Consider the following 18,484-nt stretch of genomic DNA (forward strand, 5'->3'; position numbering starts at 1 on the left):
ATAAGAAAGGATACTGATATGTTTAAATTAAACGAGAATACAAAAATAGGTAAAGTAGTTTTAAATGTAGAAAATCTAGAAAATATGAAGAATTTTTACCACACTTATATTGGATTAGATATCAAAAAGGAAACCGCTGAGGAAATTTCTTTTGGGGCTCATGGAGAAGACAAAGTGATTTTAGTTCTGAAGTCTGTACCGGCTTCAGGTGCAAAAGGACGTTATGCAGGTTTGTATCACTTAGCTCTTTTAGTACCAACTAGAAAAGATTTAGGGGAAGTGCTTTACCACTTATTATCTGCTAAGTACCCAATAACAGGCGCTAGCGACCACGGTTATAGTGAAGCTATTTACTTAGACGATCCAGAAGGCAATGGAATCGAAATTTACCGCGATAAACCAGTAAGCGAATGGGATATCCGTGACAATGGAGATATCGCTGGAGTTACAGAGCCGATGGACGCTGAAGGAGTTATTGCTGAAGCTGCAGAACCGTTCAAAGGTATGCCAGCAGGAACTTACATGGGACATGTTCATTTATTCGTTTCGGACTTGGAAAAAACAGAAGAGTTTTATAAAAACCTATTAGGGTTTGATTTGAAATTCGACTTCGGTTCTCAAGCTAAATTCTTTGCAGCTGGTCTGTATCATCACCAAATCGGTTCAAACGTTTGGGCTGGAACAAACATTCCTGCAGCTCCTGAAGGAACTCGTGGAATGGACTTCTACACGATCGAACTGGACTCTGCAGAGGATTTTGAAGCGATCAAATCGTTGTTAGACGAAAAAGCTTATGCTTACGAGTTAAACAGTGAAGACAAGCAACTAACTTTGGATGATCCAAATGGCATCCACATCGTTATCGAAATGGCGTAATACGAAAAATAAAGAGCGTTGATTGCTTATTTAGTGCAATCAACGCTCTTTTTGTTTAGGATTCGCTTGGATCTCTAGGTGTTCCTGGAGAGAATGGAATGTTTTGTTCATTTGCTGTTTGTTTTTGATCAGAAGTTTCTCCAGGTATATTGTCTAAAACTGGCCGGTCGCTTTCTGGTGTTGGTTTACCTCTATAAGACTCTGACACTTCTCCAATATTAGAGAGAGTAGGATCACTTTTTGATTTGATCGGGGAACGGTTCAAGGCCGCTCCTTTTTTGTTGTCTACTGCTTCTTTTTCGACCAGAATGACATATCCGCCGTTTTTAACGGTTTTGTTGTAGTGTTCAGTTGTATCTTTATCCAATTCATATGCGGCAAGAGGATTGGTTTCATCCCCGTAATCGAAGAAATCGGGATGTCCTTTAGCCACCCCTTTTTTATCCGCTACCGGGTCCACATTTGCTACAGTTAGAGATTCTAAAGCACCTTTATTGGCACTTTTTGTTACGACGACAAGATCAGATGAAGTATAGCCTACTGTCAGTAAATGTTCTATTTCAGCAGCTGCTTCTTCTACAGACATGTATCCACCTATTACTTTTTTGACCATCGAATGAATTCCTCCTTTGATTAGCTTTGTTTCAAGTTCATACTAACAAATTATGTAAGCGAACCCAAATGATTAGTTTGTGTCGGAAATGACAATTGGGGGAAGTTATTTTTAAGAATGCTTATACTTCTAGGTGAAATCCTGTTATACTGGAAAAAAATGGACGACGAAAGAGGCTATTATGAACAAACAGAAGAGTTTTAAAGATTTTGCAGTCAGCGATGAAATTGTAGAGGCATTAACAGATTTGCGCTACTTTCATCCTACTACAGTACAAGAAGAAGTTATCCCTGTAGCATTAAAAAATGAAGATATTATTGTAGAAGCTCAAACTGGTAGTGGAAAAACAGTCAGCTACGGTGTGCCGTTGGTCGAAAAAGTGGAATGGGCAGAAAATAAACCGCAAGCATTAGTGTTAACACCGACTCGTGAGTTGGCTATGCAAGTAAAAGAAGATTTGACCAATATTGGGCGTTTCAAGCGTGTGAAAGCAGCAGCCATATTTGGGAAAGCTTCTTTCAAAAAGCAACAGCTTGAATTAAAGCAAAAAAACCATATTGTAGTGGGTACCCCAGGACGATTATTGGATCATTTGCAAAAAGGAACAATAAATGTAGACAAAGTCCGTTACTTAGTCTTGGATGAAGCAGATGAAATGTTGAATATGGGCTTTATTGAACAAGTAGAAGCTATCATTGAATACATTCCTAAAGATCGTCAAACGTTATTGTTCTCCGCTACGATGCCAAAAGAAGTCGCTAGATTAGCTGCTTTTTATATGAAAGAGGAAACGACCTCGATCAAGATCGAAGCGAGCGAAATCAATAAATCAACGATCCATCAATCATTTGTTAAAGTGCAAGAAGAAGACAAAGAGCGACAATTGTTGAATTTACTGACTGTTGAAAATCCGGATAACTGTATGATTTTCTGCAACACACAAGCAGCTGTCAACGAGGTCTATGCTTATTTGAACAAAGCTGGGTTGCCAATCGATAAATTGCATGGTGGAATGTACCAAGACGATCGATTTGAAGTCATGAAAGAATTCAAAGAAGGCCGTTTTCGTTATTTAGTGGCTACAGATGTAGCAGCCAGAGGAATCGATGTTGATAACGTGACACATGTCATCAACTATGACGTGCCCGTTGAAAAAGAAAGTTTCATCCATCGTACTGGTCGTACAGGCCGTGCAGGTAAGGCTGGATTGGCGCTGACAATGGTAACGCCAAAAGAAATGAGCTGGTGGAGAGAAATACGAGAGTATGCACAGCAAGATTTCGAAGAAGTTCCATTGCCAAATGCTCGTTTAGTTCAACGTCACCAAAATGCATTTGACGAAAAAATTGCTAAACGTCCGCCATTGAAGCGTCCACGTGAAAAAGACTTGAATAAAAATATCACTAAAGTCTATTTCAACGGTGGGAAAAAGAAAAAATTGCGTGCAGTTGACTTCGTAGGGACGATCGCTAAAATTCCTGGAATCAATGCAGAAGACATCGGAATCATCACTATTCAAGAAAGCTCGACTTACGTAGAGATTTTGAATGGAAAAGGACAGTATGTCATCGATGCAATGAAAGACCGCACGATTAAAGGAAAACAACTAAAAGTTTATAAAGCTAAGAAATAAAGAGAGCAGAACAAAGCGCTCAGAATACTGGATATAAGAAGGAATAGCCTCGTTGATGTTTTTTATCAATCGGGCTATTTCGGCTTATAGACATGTAGTCTGCTTTGTGCAGCTCGTTTAAGAGCAGAACAAAGCTTTTTGCTGATCGATTTAAAAAGAGTCTTGATTATTGGGTAGATGACCCAATAATCAAGACACTTTTTGTGTTGTAGATTTGGAAAACGGACTTGTGGAGAGAAAATTATCTCGTTTAAGTCGGGAAAGTTAAACAAACCTAACTTATGAGAGTTAGAAAGCTGCAGTCAAGTCAAGTAAACCTAGTTTAGCTGACTTAAGAGCTTTAAGTTACACTCGACAAGGCACCTTTCTAAGTTATTCATCCAAAACTGAAAAGTCGTAAAAATGAACATAAAAAAGACCGCACAATGGCGGCCTTTCTTTACTGTTATTTTGCGTAAAGTTCTGCAATTTGTTTTTGAACTGTTTCATTTTCCAAGAAATCTTCGTAAGTTGTTTCCGCACGGTCTACAACTCCGTTTGGTGTAACTTCAATAATGCGGTTAGCGATTGTTTGGATGAATTGGTGGTCATGAGAACTGAACAATAATGAACCTTTGAAAGCAATCAAACCATTATTCAAAGCAGTGATCGATTCTAAGTCCAAGTGATTTGTAGGGTCGTCCATTACCAAAACGTTTGCTTTACTTAACATCATTTTAGATAACATACAACGTACTTTTTCTCCCCCTGAAAGGACAGAAACTTCTTTCATTACTTCTTCTCCAGAGAACAGCATACGACCTAAGAAACTACGTAAGAAAGTATTGTCGCTTTCTTCTTTAGAAGCGTATTGACGCAACCAATCCACAATAGTTAATTTACCATCTGAAAATTCAGCTGTAGTATCTTTTGGCAGATAAGCTTGAGAAGTAGTTACTCCCCACTTAATAGTACCAGAATCTGGTTCCATTTCTCCCATAATGATTTTGAAAAGAGTCGTAAGAGCAATATCGCTTTCTCCAGTGAAAGCAACTTTGTCGTCTTTGTTCAAACTAAAGCTGATATTGTCTAAGATCTTTTTGCCGTCAATAGTTTTAGAAATGTTTTCCACACGCAACAAGTCGTTTCCAATTTCACGTTCAGGTTCGAAACCAACAAATGGGTAACGACGAGTAGAAGGTTGGATATCATCCAAAGTGATTTTTTCCAGTGTTTTCTTACGAGAAGTCGCTTGTTTTGATTTGGAAGCATTAGCACTAAATCGAGCGATAAATTCTTGTAATTCTTTCACTTTTTCTTCTTTTTTCGCATTTTGGTCAGCTTGTAATTTGGCAGCTAATTGGCTAGACTCTAACCAGAAATCATAGTTTCCAACGTACAATTTGATTTTACCAAAGTCCACGTCACACATGTGCGTACAAACTTTATTTAAGAAGTGGCGGTCATGTGAAACTACGATGACTGTATTTTGGAAATTGATCAAAAATTCTTCTAACCATTCAATAGACTTTTTGTCTAAACCGTTGGTAGGCTCATCCAACAATAGAGCGTCCGGTTTACCAAATAAAGCTTGAGCTAAAAGGACTTTTACTTTTTGTCCACCAGACAATTCGCTCATTTTCAGGTAGTGCAAGTCTTCAGAGATTCCTAAACCTTGAAGCAAAGTTGCTGCTTCTGGTTCAGCTTCCCAACCATCTAATTCTGCAAATTCACCTTCAAGTTCAGCAACTTTGATACCGTCCTCGTCAGAAAAATCTGCTTTCATATAAATAGCGTTTTTCTCTTGCATAATGTCATATAAGCGTTTGTGTCCCATAATAACAGTGTCTAGAACTGTTTGATCTTCATAGTCATAGTGATTTTGTTTTAAAGTTGCCATACGTTCATCAGTAGCCATTGAAACATTACCAGTAGATGGGGAAATTTCGCCAGACAAAATCTTCAAAAATGTTGATTTTCCAGCACCATTTGCTCCAATCAATCCATAACAGTTCCCTGGTTTAAATTGCAAATTCACTTCGTCAAACAATTTACGATCAGGAAATTGCAAACTTACATCAGATACAGTGATCATTAATTAATTACCTCTATTCTTTATATTATCTGCATCATTTTAGCATACTAATAGTTAGAAAGCGATAGAATTGTTGGTTTTCTCATATTAAGAGGTAACAATTTGTTCAAACAAACAAGGTTTTTCTTGACAAGAAAATTATGTTAGATTATACTGATTATAAAGTAATAAACAATACAAAAAGTATGAGGAGGAATTTTTCATGGCAACCCAAGAAGTACAAGAGTATTTGAATAATACAGTCGCAACTTTAGGTGTTTTTTACACGAAATTGCATCAACATCACTGGTATGTAAAAGGTTCGCATTTTTTCACGCTGCACGAGAAATTTGAAGAACTGTACGATGATGTAAACGAAACGTTTGATGAAGTAGCTGAGCGCTTGATTACAATTGGTGGAAAACCTTACTCTACATTAAAAGAATTTCTAGACCACTCTATTATAGAAGAAACTCCATATACAACAGAAAAATCTGGGGAAGATATGGTCGCAGAAGTAGTAGCTGATTTGAGAATCTTAGCAGATAATCTGTCAAAAGGAATTGAATTAACAGGAGATGCCGGCGACGATGTAACCCAAGACTTGCTGATCGGATATAAAACAGACGTAGACAAACACATCTGGATGTACCAAGCATTCCTTGGAAAAAGCCCAGTAGAATAAGCTGAAAAGATATTGAGTTAAGAGACGGAAGAAATCTTCCGTCTCTTTTTTGTATAAAAGGGCTTGGATGTTTTACCATTTTTTGAATGAAGAGTGTTTTGTTGCGTCCTAACTCACAAGGTTCGATACAAAAGAGCTCAAGATGTGACAGAATAGCCTTCTCGCTCATAAGAACTCAGTCCAAAAGAGTTAGAAATGTGAGAGAACAGCCTTCTCACTCACAAAAACTCACCCATAAAAGCTGAAAATGTGAGTGAGGACCAACCAAACACCCTAGTAAGAGTGATTACTTTTCTAATAATCAGGAAAATGACATAATAGATAAGTGAGAAGGAATAAAAGGGGGAACGAAAATGAACAAAAAAGGTATATGGTTACTAAATGATATTAAACCAGAGCATTTAGAAAGACTGAAAGAGTTAGCGCCAGATCACGAACTCGTAAACAGAGATGATGATTTTCCGATAGAGAATATAGAAATCGTTTATGGGTGGGATAAGATAAAAGCTGAAGAAGCAGGTTTACTTGAAACAGAAGGTCAGTTGAAATGGATTCAAGTAGCTTCGGCAGGCGTGGATTATATGGATCTGGATACATTAAACGAACGCTCTATTCTGTTAACGAACGCTAGCGGAATCCACAGTGTTCCAATCGCCGAGTCGGTTATTGGTATGCTATTGGCGTACTGCAGAAAAATTCAACAAGCAGTTGTGGATCAGTCTCAACACCATTGGAGAGAAGACCAACGGCTTATTGAGCTGTCTGAAAAAACCATTATGATCGTGGGAACGGGAAATATTGGAAAAGAACTTGGGAGATTGTCAAAAGCCTTTAACATGAAAACTATTGGAATCAACCGCAGTGGTCGAGAAGTAGAATATATGGATCATATTTTCCGACAACCGGATATGATTGACCATTTAAAAAAAGCAGATGTGGTAGTGAATATTTTACCTTTGACTTCAGAGACCAAAGCATTTTTCGACCATAAAATGTTTGCTGAAATGAAAGAGGGTACGTTGTTTATCAATGTGGGAAGAGGTCCGACTGTAAACACCGAAGACTTGATCCAAGCTTTAGACGATGGAAAAGTCTCCTTTGCCGGGTTGGATGTTTTTGAAACAGAACCTCTGCCAGAAAATAGTCCATTGTGGGATAGAAAAGACGTTTTGGTCACTCCCCATATTTCAGGAAATGCAGAGCATTACAACACAAGATTATTCAACATTTTTGAAGAAAATATCCAAGCTTTTGTTGAAGGAGAAGAACTGCCGCGTAACTTAGTGGACTACGATAAAAGTTATTAAAAAAATAAACCATCAGGCATACTCTTCATGCCTGATGGTTTATTTTTTTAGTAAATCGTTCTTTTCGTAGACCCTCTTTGGATCAATTTGAAATCTAAGGACTGGACTTGTTGTTCCTTGTTGACCAATCGTTGATAAATCAGGCGGAAAGCATTCTCGGCTTGCAAATCAACGGGATAATGGATAGTGGTGATGTCCAGCATTTCAGATAAGAAAATATTGTCAAAGCCGATAATTGAATAATCTTCTCCAGCTATGTACCCTAAGTGCATGGCTTCAGCTACGAAACCAGCAGCTACTGAATCAGAGGCGCACATAAAAGCGTCAGGTTTTTCAGTTTGCTGATGAAACCAACGTGCGGCTTGGGCTCCGTCTTTGGTGCCGGCAAGGTTGATAAATAAAGAAGGATCATGAGAAGGTAAATGGTACTTTTGAGCAAACTCTTCAAAAGTCTTGATTCTGATTTGAGTGTTCAATCCAGATTCATTGCTATATAAATTGATGATTTTTCGGCACCCAGTATTGTACAGATGTTCCAATCCTAATAAGTAGCCGCTGTACTGATCCATGTAAACAGAAGGGATAATATCTGAATCCACTCGGTTTAGGGTAACGATGGGACCATACTTTTCATACTTCTCGATAATCTCCCATTCGTTTGTTCGATAAAGCAAAAAAATACCATCTAGTTGTTTGCTTTTCAACATTTCTAATGCATCTAATTCTTTTTGTTTGTTTTGATTGGTAATGAAAATAGTGACATTATAACCTTCTTTTTGTGCTTCCATCGTGAAACTTCTTAATAAAACAGAAGCTGTATCAAAAAAGTCGGTCGAGATGATGCCTAAGGTTTTAGTAGAGCCTTTTTTCAATGAAACGGCTTGGCTGTTGGGGACATAATCGAGTTCTTGAATAGCTTGTTTCACTTTCTCTTTAGTGGACTTGCTGACGTAACCATTTTTATTGATCACTCTTGATACAGTAGCGGAAGATACGTTTGCCAAATGAGCAATATCTTGAATTGTCGTCATGTCTTTTCTGCTTCCTTTCACTTAACTCATGGTCTGTAAGGTAATACCTCTTCAAAGACAGTATAACAAAGAGAGCAGAAGTTTTGGGAAAATATTCTTGTTGTCGCCGAAGGGAAAAGACGTTATTATAAGACTATTCGAATCTAGATGAAATGAAGGGAGAAAATAATGAAAAATGAAACAAAATTAACAGCAGCATCCTATCTGACAATAGGGTCTATGTTGTTTGGGCTTTTCTTTGGAGCTGGGAATTTGATTTTTCCAGTCCATATGGGACAACTCGCCGGAGCCGAAGTGCATTCAGCTATTATAGGATTTTTAGTTACAGGGATCGGCTTGCCTTTTTTAGGGATCGTCGCTATGGGGATCACCAACAGCAATAGTCTGTTTGATTTAGCTAGCCGTGTTCACCCTATTTATGCTTATTTTATGACGATCGCTCTTTATTTGACGATCGGCCCGTTTTTTGCGACACCGCGTTTAGCAACAACTTCTTTTGAGGTTGGATTTTCATCTTATGTACCAGAAAACTACCAAACAATCGCTCTTGCGGTATTTACGCTCTTATTTTTTGGAACAGCATTATTGCTATCGTTAAAACCGACCAAAATTTTAATGTATGTCGGTAAAGTACTGAACCCGTTGTTTTTGGTGTTCTTAGGTATCTTGATCATCACAGCATTTATTCGTCCGTTAGGCTCAATCAACGATGTAATGGTCAGCGAACCTTATACCGCAGCACCATTTGTTAATGGCTTTTTGGAAGGGTATAACACAATGGATGCTTTAGCTTCCTTAGCCTTTGGAGTGATCGTCATTCAAACAATCAAAGACTTAGGGGTAACAAAACCTTCTCAGATCGCTTTAGACACTATTAAATCTGGATTTTTAAGTGTTGTTTTGATGGGAATCATTTATGCCAGTTTGGCGTATTTAGGAACCATGAGTATTGGACAATTTCCGATTTCAGAGAATGGCGGAATCGCACTTGCTCAAATATCAAATTATTACTTTGGGACATTTGGCAGTATTTTACTAGCTGTTATTGTTACGGTAGCGTGTTTAAAAACGGCTATCGGACTGATCACTGCCGGATCGGAAACGTTCCACGAGATGTTTCCTAGATTACTCAGCTACAAAGGTTATGTGGTCGTATTGAGTATTGTTTCAGGAGTGGTAGCAAACGTTGGATTGACCAGCATTATTGCTTATTCGTTGCCTGTATTGATGCTGCTTTACCCATTTGCGATTACATTGATCTTACTGGCTATTCTGTCACCGTTATTTAAGAATCGTCAGATCGTGTATGTATGTACGACGTTATTTACGTTGCCAGTTAGTTTGGCAGATTTTTTCAAAGCAGCTCCAGCTTTCCTCAGTGATTACAATTGGATACAAAACAGCTTAGCTTTTCTTACTGAACATTTGCCTTTATTTGAAGTCGGACTAGGATGGATTATTCCTTCTTTAATAGGATTCCTTATCGGATGGGGTATTAGTTTAGTGAAAAAAACCGCTTAACAAAAAAGATTCTGCCATATCACAGGCAGAATCTTTTTTTGTTCTTGACCTTCACGTTACGTAAAGGTTTAAAATGGATATCAAGGAAGGGGGAGCGTGAATGGAGTACACGGTAAACGCATTGAGCCGGTTGGCTGGGGTCAGCAAACGAACACTTCGGTATTATGATGAAATCGGCTTATTGCATCCCAAACGAAAAAGTTCAAATGGATACCGAATCTATGGCGAGGAAGAAGTGGAAAAGCTTCAGCAAATCTTATTTTACCGTCATTTAGAAATGCCGCTCGAAGAGATTCTGCGTATCATGGACGATCCGGAATTTGATACTCAAAAGGCTTTGGAAAATCATCGCCAACAACTAGCAGCAAAAAAAGCTCAACTGGATCTGTTACTCGAAACAATCGATAAAACCTTAGCCAGCAAAAGAGGAGAGATGGAAATGACAGATAAAGAAAAATTCGAAGGCTTTAAACAAGAAGCCATTGAAAAGAACGAGAAGCAGTATGGTAAAGAAATCAGGGAGAAATACGGCAGGGATACTATAGAAAAATCGAATCAAAAATTAGCCGGTTTAAACCAGGAAGACTATCAAATGATGCAGGATTTGGCTGAACAGATTCTCACAGCATTGAAGAAAGCGATGCAGACAAATGACCCAACCAATGAAGAAAGTCTTCAGTTAGCCCATTTGCATAAGGAATGGTTGTCTTATAGTTGGCCGACTTATTCTAAAGAAGCCCACAGAGGCTTAGCGCAAATGTATGTGGATGATCCAAGATTCACAGCTTATTACGATGAGCAAGCAGGGATCGGAGCGGCAGAATTCTTAAGAAAAGCCATTTTTCACTATACCCGATAATAAAAACCACCTGAACGAAAATCACGCAACTTCGACGAAGAAGATGCGTGATTGTTTAGTTTTATTCAAAAAATCCTCTTTTATCCCGTTCATTGACGACTTGTTCCATAAAGTATTGTTGACTGTTTACTAAAGGCGCATCATTTTGGATCAATTGATAAGAGCCATCCGCCAGTTGCTGGCGCGCTTTTACATTGTCTTTTAAATAAACCTCTAAGATAGATAAGATAGTCTGATTGATTTCGTCATCTAAAATGGGAAACTCAATCTCAACGCGCTTGACCATATTTCGTGTCATCATATCTGCAGAGGATAAATACAACTTATGCGCTCCGTTATGACGGAAGTAGTAAATCCGACTGTGTTCCAAAAAGCGGCCGACAATACTGATTACACGAATATTTTCGCTCACACCAGGGATTTGTGACCGCAAGCAACAGATTCCTCGAATGATCAAGTCGATTTTAACACCAGCTTGACTGGCCTCATACAATTTTTCTATCACGACTTTGTCCGTTAAAGAATTCATTTTAGCAATCATATGCCCATTCCCGAATTGTTGATGAAAAGCTATTTCTGCATCAATATCTTCTATATAAGAATCACGGATATCAAATGGAGATACAGTCAAATGATGGTAAACAGGCTGCTGGGAATAACCGCTCAAATAGTTGAAGAAATTGGTGGCATCTTCTCCCATTTCCTTATTAGTAGTGATCAGCCCCATATCTGTATACAATTTGGCTGTAGAATCATTGTAATTCCCAGTTCCTAAATGAACATAGCGGGTAAGAGTGTTGCCATTCTTTTTGACCACTAAAGAGATTTTGCTGTGTGTTTTAAGATTGTTCATGCCATAAATCACGTGACAACCGGCTTCTTCCAATTCTTTTGCCCATTGAACATTTCGTTCCTCATCGAAACGAGCTTTCAATTCCACGAGCACAGTTACTTGCTTCCCATTATCAGCCGCTTGTTTCAAAGCTTGAACGATCGGTGAATCGCTGCTGACCCGGTACAGCGTTTGTTTAATTGCCAATACATGAGGGTCTTCAGCTGCTTGCTGGATAAACTCGACGATCGGATAAAATGAATCATACGGATGATGAAAAAAGAGGTCTTTTTCATCCGCTAGCTCATAAATGGTTTTTTCGGTCAACTCTTTAGGATACACCGGAGAAAAAGGCGGATAACTTAAAGTCGACAACCCCTGGGAAAGATAGGTTGCGATGTCTCCTAAAACAGTCAAATCTAAAGGACCATCCATCAGATAGACATCTCGGGCTTCCAATTCCAATGCAGTTGTTAAATAATCGATATCTTCTTGGATAGTTTCATAAGGATCCCTGAAGTCGACTTCTAAACGAACAGCCATCCCTTTTTTTCGCTCTTTCAAATAATCTTCAATCACAATGAGCAGATCTTCAGCACCTTGTTCGTGGATCTCCAAGTCTGCATTGCGAGTTACCCGAAAATTGAAGGTACTGGTGACCGCGTAGCCGTTGAACAAAGAACCGATGTAATGCGTCACTAAATCTTCTGTGTAGAGGAGAGTGACTTCATCACCGATTTCAATCGGAACGAATTGGTCCGCTAAAGCAGGTAAAGGAACGACCGCTACTTCTGATGCCCCATCTTTTTCTAAATGGACAAAGACGTTGATCAATTTATTTTGCAAATTAGGAAAAGGGCGATAAGCATCAATACCTAAAGGAGTCAGCGTTGGGAAAATCAACTCGAAAAAAACATTTTCTGCCAACTGTTTTTCTTCAGGAGATAAGTCGTTGATGGATTTGAAAAAAACACCATACTGGGTCAATTCTTGGGTCACTTCTTTATATAGTGAATACTGATATTCTACATTTAAGCGATTTTTTACCGAAATAGCTTCTAATTGTTCCTCAGGAGATAATTGAGTCTTGTTATCAGTTTGAGTGTAATTGGACTTTACTTGATCTTGTAATCCCGCTACACGAACCATAAAAAATTCGTCTAGATTCGAACTCCCGATTCCAAGGAACCGCAGCTGTTCTAATAAAGGGTTTTGTTGAGAGTCGGCCTCCGATAAAACCCGGTAATTAAAATCCAGCCAACTCAATTCTCTGTTTTCATATAATTCTGGATTCGCATAGTCTATTTTTGACATTCCTCTACCCCCCTTTGAAGAAGCTGTTAAGACGTATAAACCGGGTCATCAGCCTCTATAAATTGAATATCCACTTTTGCATCTAATATGCGTTCTAAATGTTTTTTCTGTCTATTGGCCCTGTACTCCTCAGCTAAAACATCGCCTTTATGAACAATACGAAGGGTATAAGTGTCATCATCTGTTTTTTCAATAGCCAGATCTTTGACGACATTGATATGGGAATCATTTAAAGCTTCACTGAATTTGATAATGCCGCCAAGATGATGCAGCAGGGTAAGTTCATCCTCTGTGAACCAGTCTTTTATTTCTTTGATGTACTGCTTCAATAAAGATTTGTTTTTATAACTTGCTAAGAGAGCCAATATAACGCGGTCTTTATGGTTCAAACCAGCTAAGTTGCTGTTGGCAATAATGTAAAAAGTATTTTGAGATTGAGCATCGTTGTCGATGTAACTGCCCAAGTAATACAAGTAAGATCCAGAACGCAAACACGTTTTCCAATACGCATCAGCTTCTAAAATATTTTCATTGGCTAGGACAGAGAATAATTTATCTGCGATAGAGACCCGCTGTCTAGCGACCATAGGATGAATATTATATAAGCGAGCAGTGCGTTCTACGGTTTGTTTACGAATTTCATGCAAATCGAATGGGTGATTGTGGTGAATGTTCAAGTACTCCATTATGACCCCTTCGCGCAATCCTTTATTGCTGAAAATAAAAGCAGAGGCTTTTACAGTATCGAATAAAGCATTGAACACTAGATTTGCCGGCAAAATAATATCTGTCCGGTCACGGCTCAAACCATCTAAATCATTCAACTCGTCGGTATCAAGGTTTTCCAATGTATCTAATGTTTTACTTAAATGTTCTCTTTCCATTTGGTAACCATGAATCCCGGCCAGCGGATAATCGATCATCCGCTGGTGGATATTGGCAATATTCCTTGCGCTCCCGCCGATAGCAATAACAGGGACTTTTTTCTCTTGGATCCAAGGGAGAGAAGAAAATTGTTCCTGAATAAAGCTTTTTGCTTTCTTGATCGCTTTACGGTCATTATGAGCTTTTCCGTCAAAAAACATCTCTTTCAGTGTGACGACTCCAAAAGGGAAACTAATAGAATGCACTAATTTCTTGTCTTCAAAATAAGTGATCTCTGTACTTCCTCCACCAATGTCTATTGTAACTCCATTTGGCTCGTCGATAGAGTGCAGTACGGCGTAATTCCCGTAATAGGCTTCTTGTTCTTCAGCCAATAAAGTAATTTTGATGCCAGTTTCTTCTTTAATATGGTCTAAAATTTCTTGCTGATTTTTTGATTGCCTTATAGCTGCAGTAGCTACCGGCATCAAAGTGTCTACTTCGTATTGAATCGCTACTTGTTTAAAGCTGTGCATGATTTTGGTTAATTTGTCGATACCTTCTTGGTTTAAGATTTTCTCTTCTGAAAGGTATAAATACAAACGAGCAGGGGTTTTAATGTTTTGCAATTCATGAAGATTGTAATAAGCGTCTGTTTCAAAAATAACCAACCGAACGGTGTTGGAACCGATATCGATTAAACCAATTCTTTCTGTTGACATAAAAAGACCTCATTCCTGTAAGAAACTTTTATAAGTTTATCTTACTGGAATGAGGTTTTTTTGTCTAAAATTTGAGATGTAGCAAGGTTTTTAAGCAAATTGGAATGTTCAGAAAGATGTCAGACGTGTTACAAATATGACTGAATGCCTTTCAATAAGTCAGCAGAGTTAGTGTAGATTGCTCCATTCATTTTTATCAAGCCGACTGTATAAAGATTAATGTACGCAAATTGCGACTCTGCCGGCTGTTGCAAGGCGTCTAATTTTTGTTTATTGGTTGCTCCTTGTTGACGAGAATCACTGAATAAGCCGACAATCGGTATTCCAGCTTGGTAAGCTACACCGATCTCTGAAGCTACTCCGACATCGATTGCAGGACCGTCTAATACAGCTACCATTAAAGAACTGCTTAGTAAAGCATCGGTATCATATTTGGCGATAGCAATAGAATCTGCATAAGCGTTTTTATCATTGATGTCACCTTGTTCTTGAGGAGCATAAACCTCAACTTCAGGATAGTGCTCGCGAATTTTATTTATTAAAAATTCATTATAAGTATATTCCATTTCTGAAAAAAGCGGACTGGCATAATAGATTTTATTCGACATTTTTCTTCCCCCTTATGTAATGTTACAGAACCATTATACTACAAATAGATATTGTAATAAAAAGTAAAAGGAAAGAAATGTAGTAAACTAGATTATTGGGTATAATGTAGAAGGCTTAAGGAAACGGATAAAAAATATAAAAAACATTTAGAAAGGCGTTGTCTTATGAAGAAGAGAACCATGAGTTTTTGTTTAGTGCTTGGAATGATGATGACAGTTTTTGTTCCAACAGTAGGAGAAGCAGCAACTTTAGAAGAAATCAAAATACAACAACAATCTAAACAGAGTGAAATGATTTTGCTAGACAACCAAATCAACGACAAATTGAGTGAAGTAAATGCAAAAAATGCTGAACTGGAATTGGTCGAACAAGAAATGGTCACTCTAGAAAATACAGTAGAAGAAACAGGGAAAGAAATTGCAGCACAAGAAGAAATCGTTGAAGAACGTTTAGAACAAGCAAAAGATCGACTAAAAACGATCCAAACAACAGAAGTCAATCAAAACACTGTACTTAGTCTGATTGAATCAGAAAGTGTTACTGACTTTTTGAATAGAGCTTATGTACTTATGACGCTTCAATCTGCTGGAAATGACCAAGTAGACATGGCGCAAGAAGAAGCTGAAGAATTGGAAGCTTTAAAAGAAGAACAAGCAGCAGAAATTGCTGAATTGAAAGAGCAATCACAATTAGCTCAAGAACAAAAAGAAGCGTTAAATAAAGAAGTTGCGAGCTTGCAACAAACAATGGATGAAAACAAAGCTTTATTAGATCAATTAGATAAAGAAAGAGCTACTGAAGAAACGCGCTTAGCAGAAGAAGAACGTTTAGCTAAAGAAAAAGCAGAAGCTGAGAAAGCTGCAGCTGAAGCTGAAAAAGTAAACAATGAAAAAGTAAACAATGAAAAAGTTGTTGCAACACAAACTGTTTCAACAGAAAAAACAGCACCTTCCACAACTAAAGTAGCTGTTAAAGAAGAAAATCCAGTCAGCAACAAGAAAACAGAAGAGAAACCAGAACCTGCAAAAACAGAAACTAGTTCATCAAGCAAAACGATTGTCGTTTCAGCAACTGGTTACTCAACACAACAAGCTGGGTTGAGCACTCATACGGCAACTGGTATTGATTTGAGAGTCAACTCGCGCGTCATCGCAGTTGATCCAAGCGTCATTCCTTTAGGTTCTAAAGTAGAGATTCCAGGATATGGTGTATTTATTGCTGGAGATACTGGTGGAGCCATCAAAGGAAATAAAATCGATATTCACTTCTCAACTGTTCAACAAGCATTGAGCTGGGGAAGAAGAACGATCACAATCAAAATTTTAGACTAAAATGAGCTAAACAGGTGATGAAAATGGAAAATACAATAGATATTGATTTTTATCAAGATAAAGACGAAGATGCTTTTTTAGATGCATGGGAAGAAAAGTATGGCGAACTTGAAGAAAGTGAGATAGATGCACTCTATCAAGCCATTGCTGAAGATATTCACCAGCAAGTAGAAGCGCAAGAACACAAATTAGGCAAGAAATACGTCTATAAAGAAGTGTTCGTTGGATACTCTGATTTCAACAATTTCAATCAGCTGTATTTATTCAGTCAAAAAAAGAACTAAATATTGTTACAAAAAAACAACGACAGAGCTCACATCTGTCGTTGTTTTTCAATTACTGATATAATAGAAGTCATACGATAGTAACTAAAATTCCGATTTTTTTAAAAAATAAATGACACATAATACAAGTAGACAGGAGAATTTAGTAAATGGCAAGCGACCTTATTAACAATAAACTCATGTTACTACCTGATTTACCAGGTTGTTATGTGATGAAAAATAAAGACAATGAAATTATTTATATTGGAAAAGCTAAAAACTTAAAAAATCGTGTTCGTTCTTATTTCAAAGGAAGCCACGAAGGAAAGACTCAATTATTGGTAGAAGAGATCCGAGATTTTGAAACGATCATCACGCAGACAGAAAAAGAGTCACTGTTATTGGAAATCACACTGATCAAAAAACATCAGCCGAAGTACAATATTAAACTAAAACAAGGTACGCATTATCCATATATTAAAATTACCAATGAGCGTAATCCACAATTAATCATTACTTCTGATGTCAAAAAAGATGGAGGCTATTACTTTGGGCCATACCCAAACGTTTATGCTGCTTCTGAGACACAGCAATTGATCCAAAAAATCTATCCGCTCAGAAAATGTAACGGACGGCAAACCAGAGCTTGTCTTTACTACCATATCGGACAATGTATTGGTCCGTGCGATCATGAAATTCCAGAAGAAGAATACAAAGCTCAAATTGATCGTATCAGACGCTTTTTGAATGGCGATGTAAAAGAAATCAAAACAGAGTTGCGCAGCCGGATGAAAGAAGCTGCAGAAAAACTTGAGTTTGAAAGAGCGGCAGAGTACCGGAATCAAATTCAACACATCGAAACCACTGTGGAAAGACAAAATATCATTACTAATGATCCTACGCCTAGAGATGTGTTTAGTTTCTATATGAATAAAGGATGGATATCCATTCAGACATTCTTTATCCGTCAAGCAACATTGATCAAAAGAGAAGCGACTATTTTTCCTTGTTACGATACACCTCAAGAAGAATTAGCTTCTTACATCGTTCAGTTCTATCAAGAGAAAAATCATATCTTGCCAAAAGAGATTCTGGTGCCTGAAGGAATGGACACTGATGTTTTAGAAGAGGTATTGCAGATTTCGGTTCGGACTCCGCAAAAAGGGCGTAAGAAAGATATGCTGGATCTAGCGACCAAAAATAGTGAAGTCGCATTGAATGAGAAATTCAAATTGATTGAAATGGATGATAAGAAGACTGTTGGGGCGATAGAAGAATTGTCAGAAGCTTTAGGTATTCCTTATATTCATCGAATCGAAGCCTTTGACCATTCCAACATCCAAGGTACAAGTCCGGTTTCAGCAATGGTTTCGTTTAAAGACGGATCCCCGGATAAAAGCCAATACCGAAAATACAACATTAAAACCGTTGAGGGAAGTAATGAGTTGGCAACAACTAAAGAAGTCGTCCGCAGAAGATACTCGCGTTTGCTGAAAGAAGGCAGCCCATTGCCAGACCTGATTTTAATGGATGGGGGCAAGATTCAAGTCAATGGAGCGATCGATGTGTTGGAAAATGAGTTGGGCTTAGACATTCCAGTAGCTGGGATGGTAAAAGACAACAAACATAGAACATCATCGTTAATTTTTGGAGAATACCATCAAATCGTTCCGTTAGAACCGACCAGCCATGCGTTTCATCTTGTTCAACGAATACAAGATGAAGTTCATAGATTTGCGATCACTTTCCACCGTAAAGTGCGCAGCAAAAACAGTGTCGCTTCTAGATTAGACAGAATAGCCGGTATCGGACCAAAACGAAGAAAGAAAATCATGACACATTTTAAATCCGTGAAAAATATCCGTGAAGCCGATGTGGAAGAGATCACTCAATTAGGTATTCCGTTAGAGATAGCTAAAAAAATAAAAGAAGAGATCAACTAAACAAAAACTCCGAGAATCAGATACGATT

The 18,484-nt window shown here is 38.0% G+C and carries 15 protein-coding genes; 9 read left to right on the top strand and 6 right to left on the bottom strand.

Annotated features, from left to right (window positions below; genetic code table 11):
* Positions 1 to 18 precede the first annotated feature (18 nt).
* A complete protein-coding gene (locus tag BM137_RS00605) occupies positions 19 to 876 on the top strand; it encodes a VOC family protein (protein ID WP_092479137.1) in 858 nt (285 codons plus the stop codon).
* Positions 877 to 931: 55 nt separating this feature from the next.
* Here BM137_RS00605 and BM137_RS00610 read toward each other — a convergent pair whose 3' ends face one another.
* Positions 932 to 1,489, bottom strand: coding sequence for a general stress protein (locus tag BM137_RS00610; RefSeq protein ID WP_092479139.1), 558 nt, complete (start codon positions 1,487 to 1,489; stop codon positions 932 to 934).
* A gap of 181 nt (positions 1,490 to 1,670) precedes the next feature.
* Between BM137_RS00610 and BM137_RS00615 the strand changes: the two genes are divergently transcribed.
* Positions 1,671 to 3,122: a DEAD/DEAH box helicase gene (locus BM137_RS00615; protein WP_092479141.1), complete on the top strand. Its 1,452-nt coding sequence runs from the start codon at positions 1,671 to 1,673 to the stop codon at positions 3,120 to 3,122.
* 445 nt (positions 3,123 to 3,567) lie between these two features.
* Here BM137_RS00615 and BM137_RS00620 read toward each other — a convergent pair whose 3' ends face one another.
* Complete coding sequence (locus tag BM137_RS00620; protein WP_092479143.1) at positions 3,568 to 5,196, bottom strand: ABC-F family ATP-binding cassette domain-containing protein; 1,629 nt, start codon at positions 5,194 to 5,196, stop codon at positions 3,568 to 3,570.
* Positions 5,197 to 5,398: 202 nt separating this feature from the next.
* On the opposite strand from BM137_RS00620, the gene BM137_RS00625 reads away from it, so the two are divergent.
* Positions 5,399 to 5,860: a Dps family protein gene (locus BM137_RS00625; RefSeq protein ID WP_092479145.1), complete on the top strand. Its 462-nt coding sequence runs from the start codon at positions 5,399 to 5,401 to the stop codon at positions 5,858 to 5,860.
* A gap of 353 nt (positions 5,861 to 6,213) precedes the next feature.
* On the top strand, positions 6,214 to 7,167 hold the full coding sequence (locus BM137_RS00630; RefSeq protein ID WP_092479147.1) for a phosphoglycerate dehydrogenase: 954 nt from the start codon (positions 6,214 to 6,216) through the stop codon (positions 7,165 to 7,167).
* A gap of 47 nt (positions 7,168 to 7,214) precedes the next feature.
* Here the strand turns inward: BM137_RS00630 and BM137_RS00635 are convergent, their stop codons facing one another.
* Positions 7,215 to 8,198, bottom strand: a complete 984-nt coding sequence (locus tag BM137_RS00635) for a LacI family DNA-binding transcriptional regulator (protein ID WP_092479149.1) — start codon at positions 8,196 to 8,198, stop codon at positions 7,215 to 7,217.
* A 168-nt stretch (positions 8,199 to 8,366) separates the two neighbouring features.
* On the opposite strand from BM137_RS00635, the gene brnQ reads away from it, so the two are divergent.
* A complete protein-coding gene (gene brnQ / locus BM137_RS00640; protein ID WP_092479152.1) occupies positions 8,367 to 9,719 on the top strand; it encodes a branched-chain amino acid transport system II carrier protein in 1,353 nt (450 codons plus the stop codon).
* Between the two features lie 100 nt (positions 9,720 to 9,819).
* A complete protein-coding gene (locus BM137_RS00645; RefSeq protein ID WP_092479154.1) occupies positions 9,820 to 10,578 on the top strand; it encodes a MerR family transcriptional regulator in 759 nt (252 codons plus the stop codon).
* 61 nt (positions 10,579 to 10,639) lie between these two features.
* Here BM137_RS00645 and BM137_RS00650 read toward each other — a convergent pair whose 3' ends face one another.
* The 3 genes from BM137_RS00650 to BM137_RS00660 all read right to left on the bottom strand — a co-directional run bounded on the left by BM137_RS00650 (position 10,640) and on the right by BM137_RS00660 (position 14,918).
* Positions 10,640 to 12,724 (bottom strand): RNA degradosome polyphosphate kinase, encoded by a 2,085-nt coding sequence (locus tag BM137_RS00650; protein ID WP_092479156.1) that lies wholly within the window; start codon positions 12,722 to 12,724, stop codon positions 10,640 to 10,642.
* A 26-nt stretch (positions 12,725 to 12,750) separates the two neighbouring features.
* The gene (gene ppx / locus BM137_RS00655; protein WP_092479158.1) at positions 12,751 to 14,310 is read right to left on the bottom strand and encodes an exopolyphosphatase; all 1,560 of its coding nucleotides are present in this window, start codon (positions 14,308 to 14,310) and stop codon (positions 12,751 to 12,753) included.
* Positions 14,311 to 14,438: 128 nt separating this feature from the next.
* Complete coding sequence (locus BM137_RS00660) at positions 14,439 to 14,918, bottom strand: nucleoside 2-deoxyribosyltransferase (RefSeq protein ID WP_092479160.1); 480 nt, start codon at positions 14,916 to 14,918, stop codon at positions 14,439 to 14,441.
* A gap of 165 nt (positions 14,919 to 15,083) precedes the next feature.
* Here BM137_RS00660 and BM137_RS11410 point away from each other — a divergent pair, with 165 nt between their 5' ends.
* From BM137_RS11410 to uvrC, 3 genes are all read left to right on the top strand, one after another.
* On the top strand, positions 15,084 to 16,250 hold the full coding sequence (locus BM137_RS11410; RefSeq protein ID WP_092479162.1) for a 3D domain-containing protein: 1,167 nt from the start codon (positions 15,084 to 15,086) through the stop codon (positions 16,248 to 16,250).
* 23 nt (positions 16,251 to 16,273) lie between these two features.
* Positions 16,274 to 16,534 carry a hypothetical protein gene (locus BM137_RS00670; protein ID WP_092479164.1) on the top strand — a complete coding sequence of 87 codons (261 nt, stop codon included), beginning with the start codon at positions 16,274 to 16,276 and terminating at the stop codon, positions 16,532 to 16,534.
* Positions 16,535 to 16,683: 149 nt separating this feature from the next.
* The gene (gene uvrC, locus BM137_RS00675; protein WP_092479166.1) at positions 16,684 to 18,456 is read left to right on the top strand and encodes an excinuclease ABC subunit UvrC; all 1,773 of its coding nucleotides are present in this window, start codon (positions 16,684 to 16,686) and stop codon (positions 18,454 to 18,456) included.
* Positions 18,457 to 18,484: the final 28 nt, after the last annotated feature.

The sequence above is a fragment of the Desemzia incerta genome (assembly GCF_900115825.1).
Taxonomy (GTDB): Bacteria; Bacillota; Bacilli; order Lactobacillales; family Carnobacteriaceae; genus Desemzia; species Desemzia incerta.

Coding starts and splice junctions, on each gene's coding strand:
- BM137_RS00605 (WP_092479137.1), top strand. CDS start 19: ATGTTTAAATTAAACGAGAATACAAAAATAGGTAAAGTAGTTTTAAAT.
- BM137_RS00610 (WP_092479139.1), bottom strand. CDS start 1,489: ATGGTCAAAAAAGTAATAGGTGGATACATGTCTGTAGAAGAAGCAGCT.
- BM137_RS00615 (WP_092479141.1), top strand. CDS start 1,671: ATGAACAAACAGAAGAGTTTTAAAGATTTTGCAGTCAGCGATGAAATT.
- BM137_RS00620 (WP_092479143.1), bottom strand. CDS start 5,196: ATGATCACTGTATCTGATGTAAGTTTGCAATTTCCTGATCGTAAATTG.
- BM137_RS00625 (WP_092479145.1), top strand. CDS start 5,399: ATGGCAACCCAAGAAGTACAAGAGTATTTGAATAATACAGTCGCAACT.
- BM137_RS00630 (WP_092479147.1), top strand. CDS start 6,214: ATGAACAAAAAAGGTATATGGTTACTAAATGATATTAAACCAGAGCAT.
- BM137_RS00635 (WP_092479149.1), bottom strand. CDS start 8,198: ATGACGACAATTCAAGATATTGCTCATTTGGCAAACGTATCTTCCGCT.
- brnQ (WP_092479152.1), top strand. CDS start 8,367: ATGAAAAATGAAACAAAATTAACAGCAGCATCCTATCTGACAATAGGG.
- BM137_RS00645 (WP_092479154.1), top strand. CDS start 9,820: ATGGAGTACACGGTAAACGCATTGAGCCGGTTGGCTGGGGTCAGCAAA.
- BM137_RS00650 (WP_092479156.1), bottom strand. CDS start 12,724: ATGTCAAAAATAGACTATGCGAATCCAGAATTATATGAAAACAGAGAA.
- ppx (WP_092479158.1), bottom strand. CDS start 14,310: ATGTCAACAGAAAGAATTGGTTTAATCGATATCGGTTCCAACACCGTT.
- BM137_RS00660 (WP_092479160.1), bottom strand. CDS start 14,918: ATGTCGAATAAAATCTATTATGCCAGTCCGCTTTTTTCAGAAATGGAA.
- BM137_RS11410 (WP_092479162.1), top strand. CDS start 15,084: ATGAAGAAGAGAACCATGAGTTTTTGTTTAGTGCTTGGAATGATGATG.
- BM137_RS00670 (WP_092479164.1), top strand. CDS start 16,274: ATGGAAAATACAATAGATATTGATTTTTATCAAGATAAAGACGAAGAT.
- uvrC (WP_092479166.1), top strand. CDS start 16,684: ATGGCAAGCGACCTTATTAACAATAAACTCATGTTACTACCTGATTTA.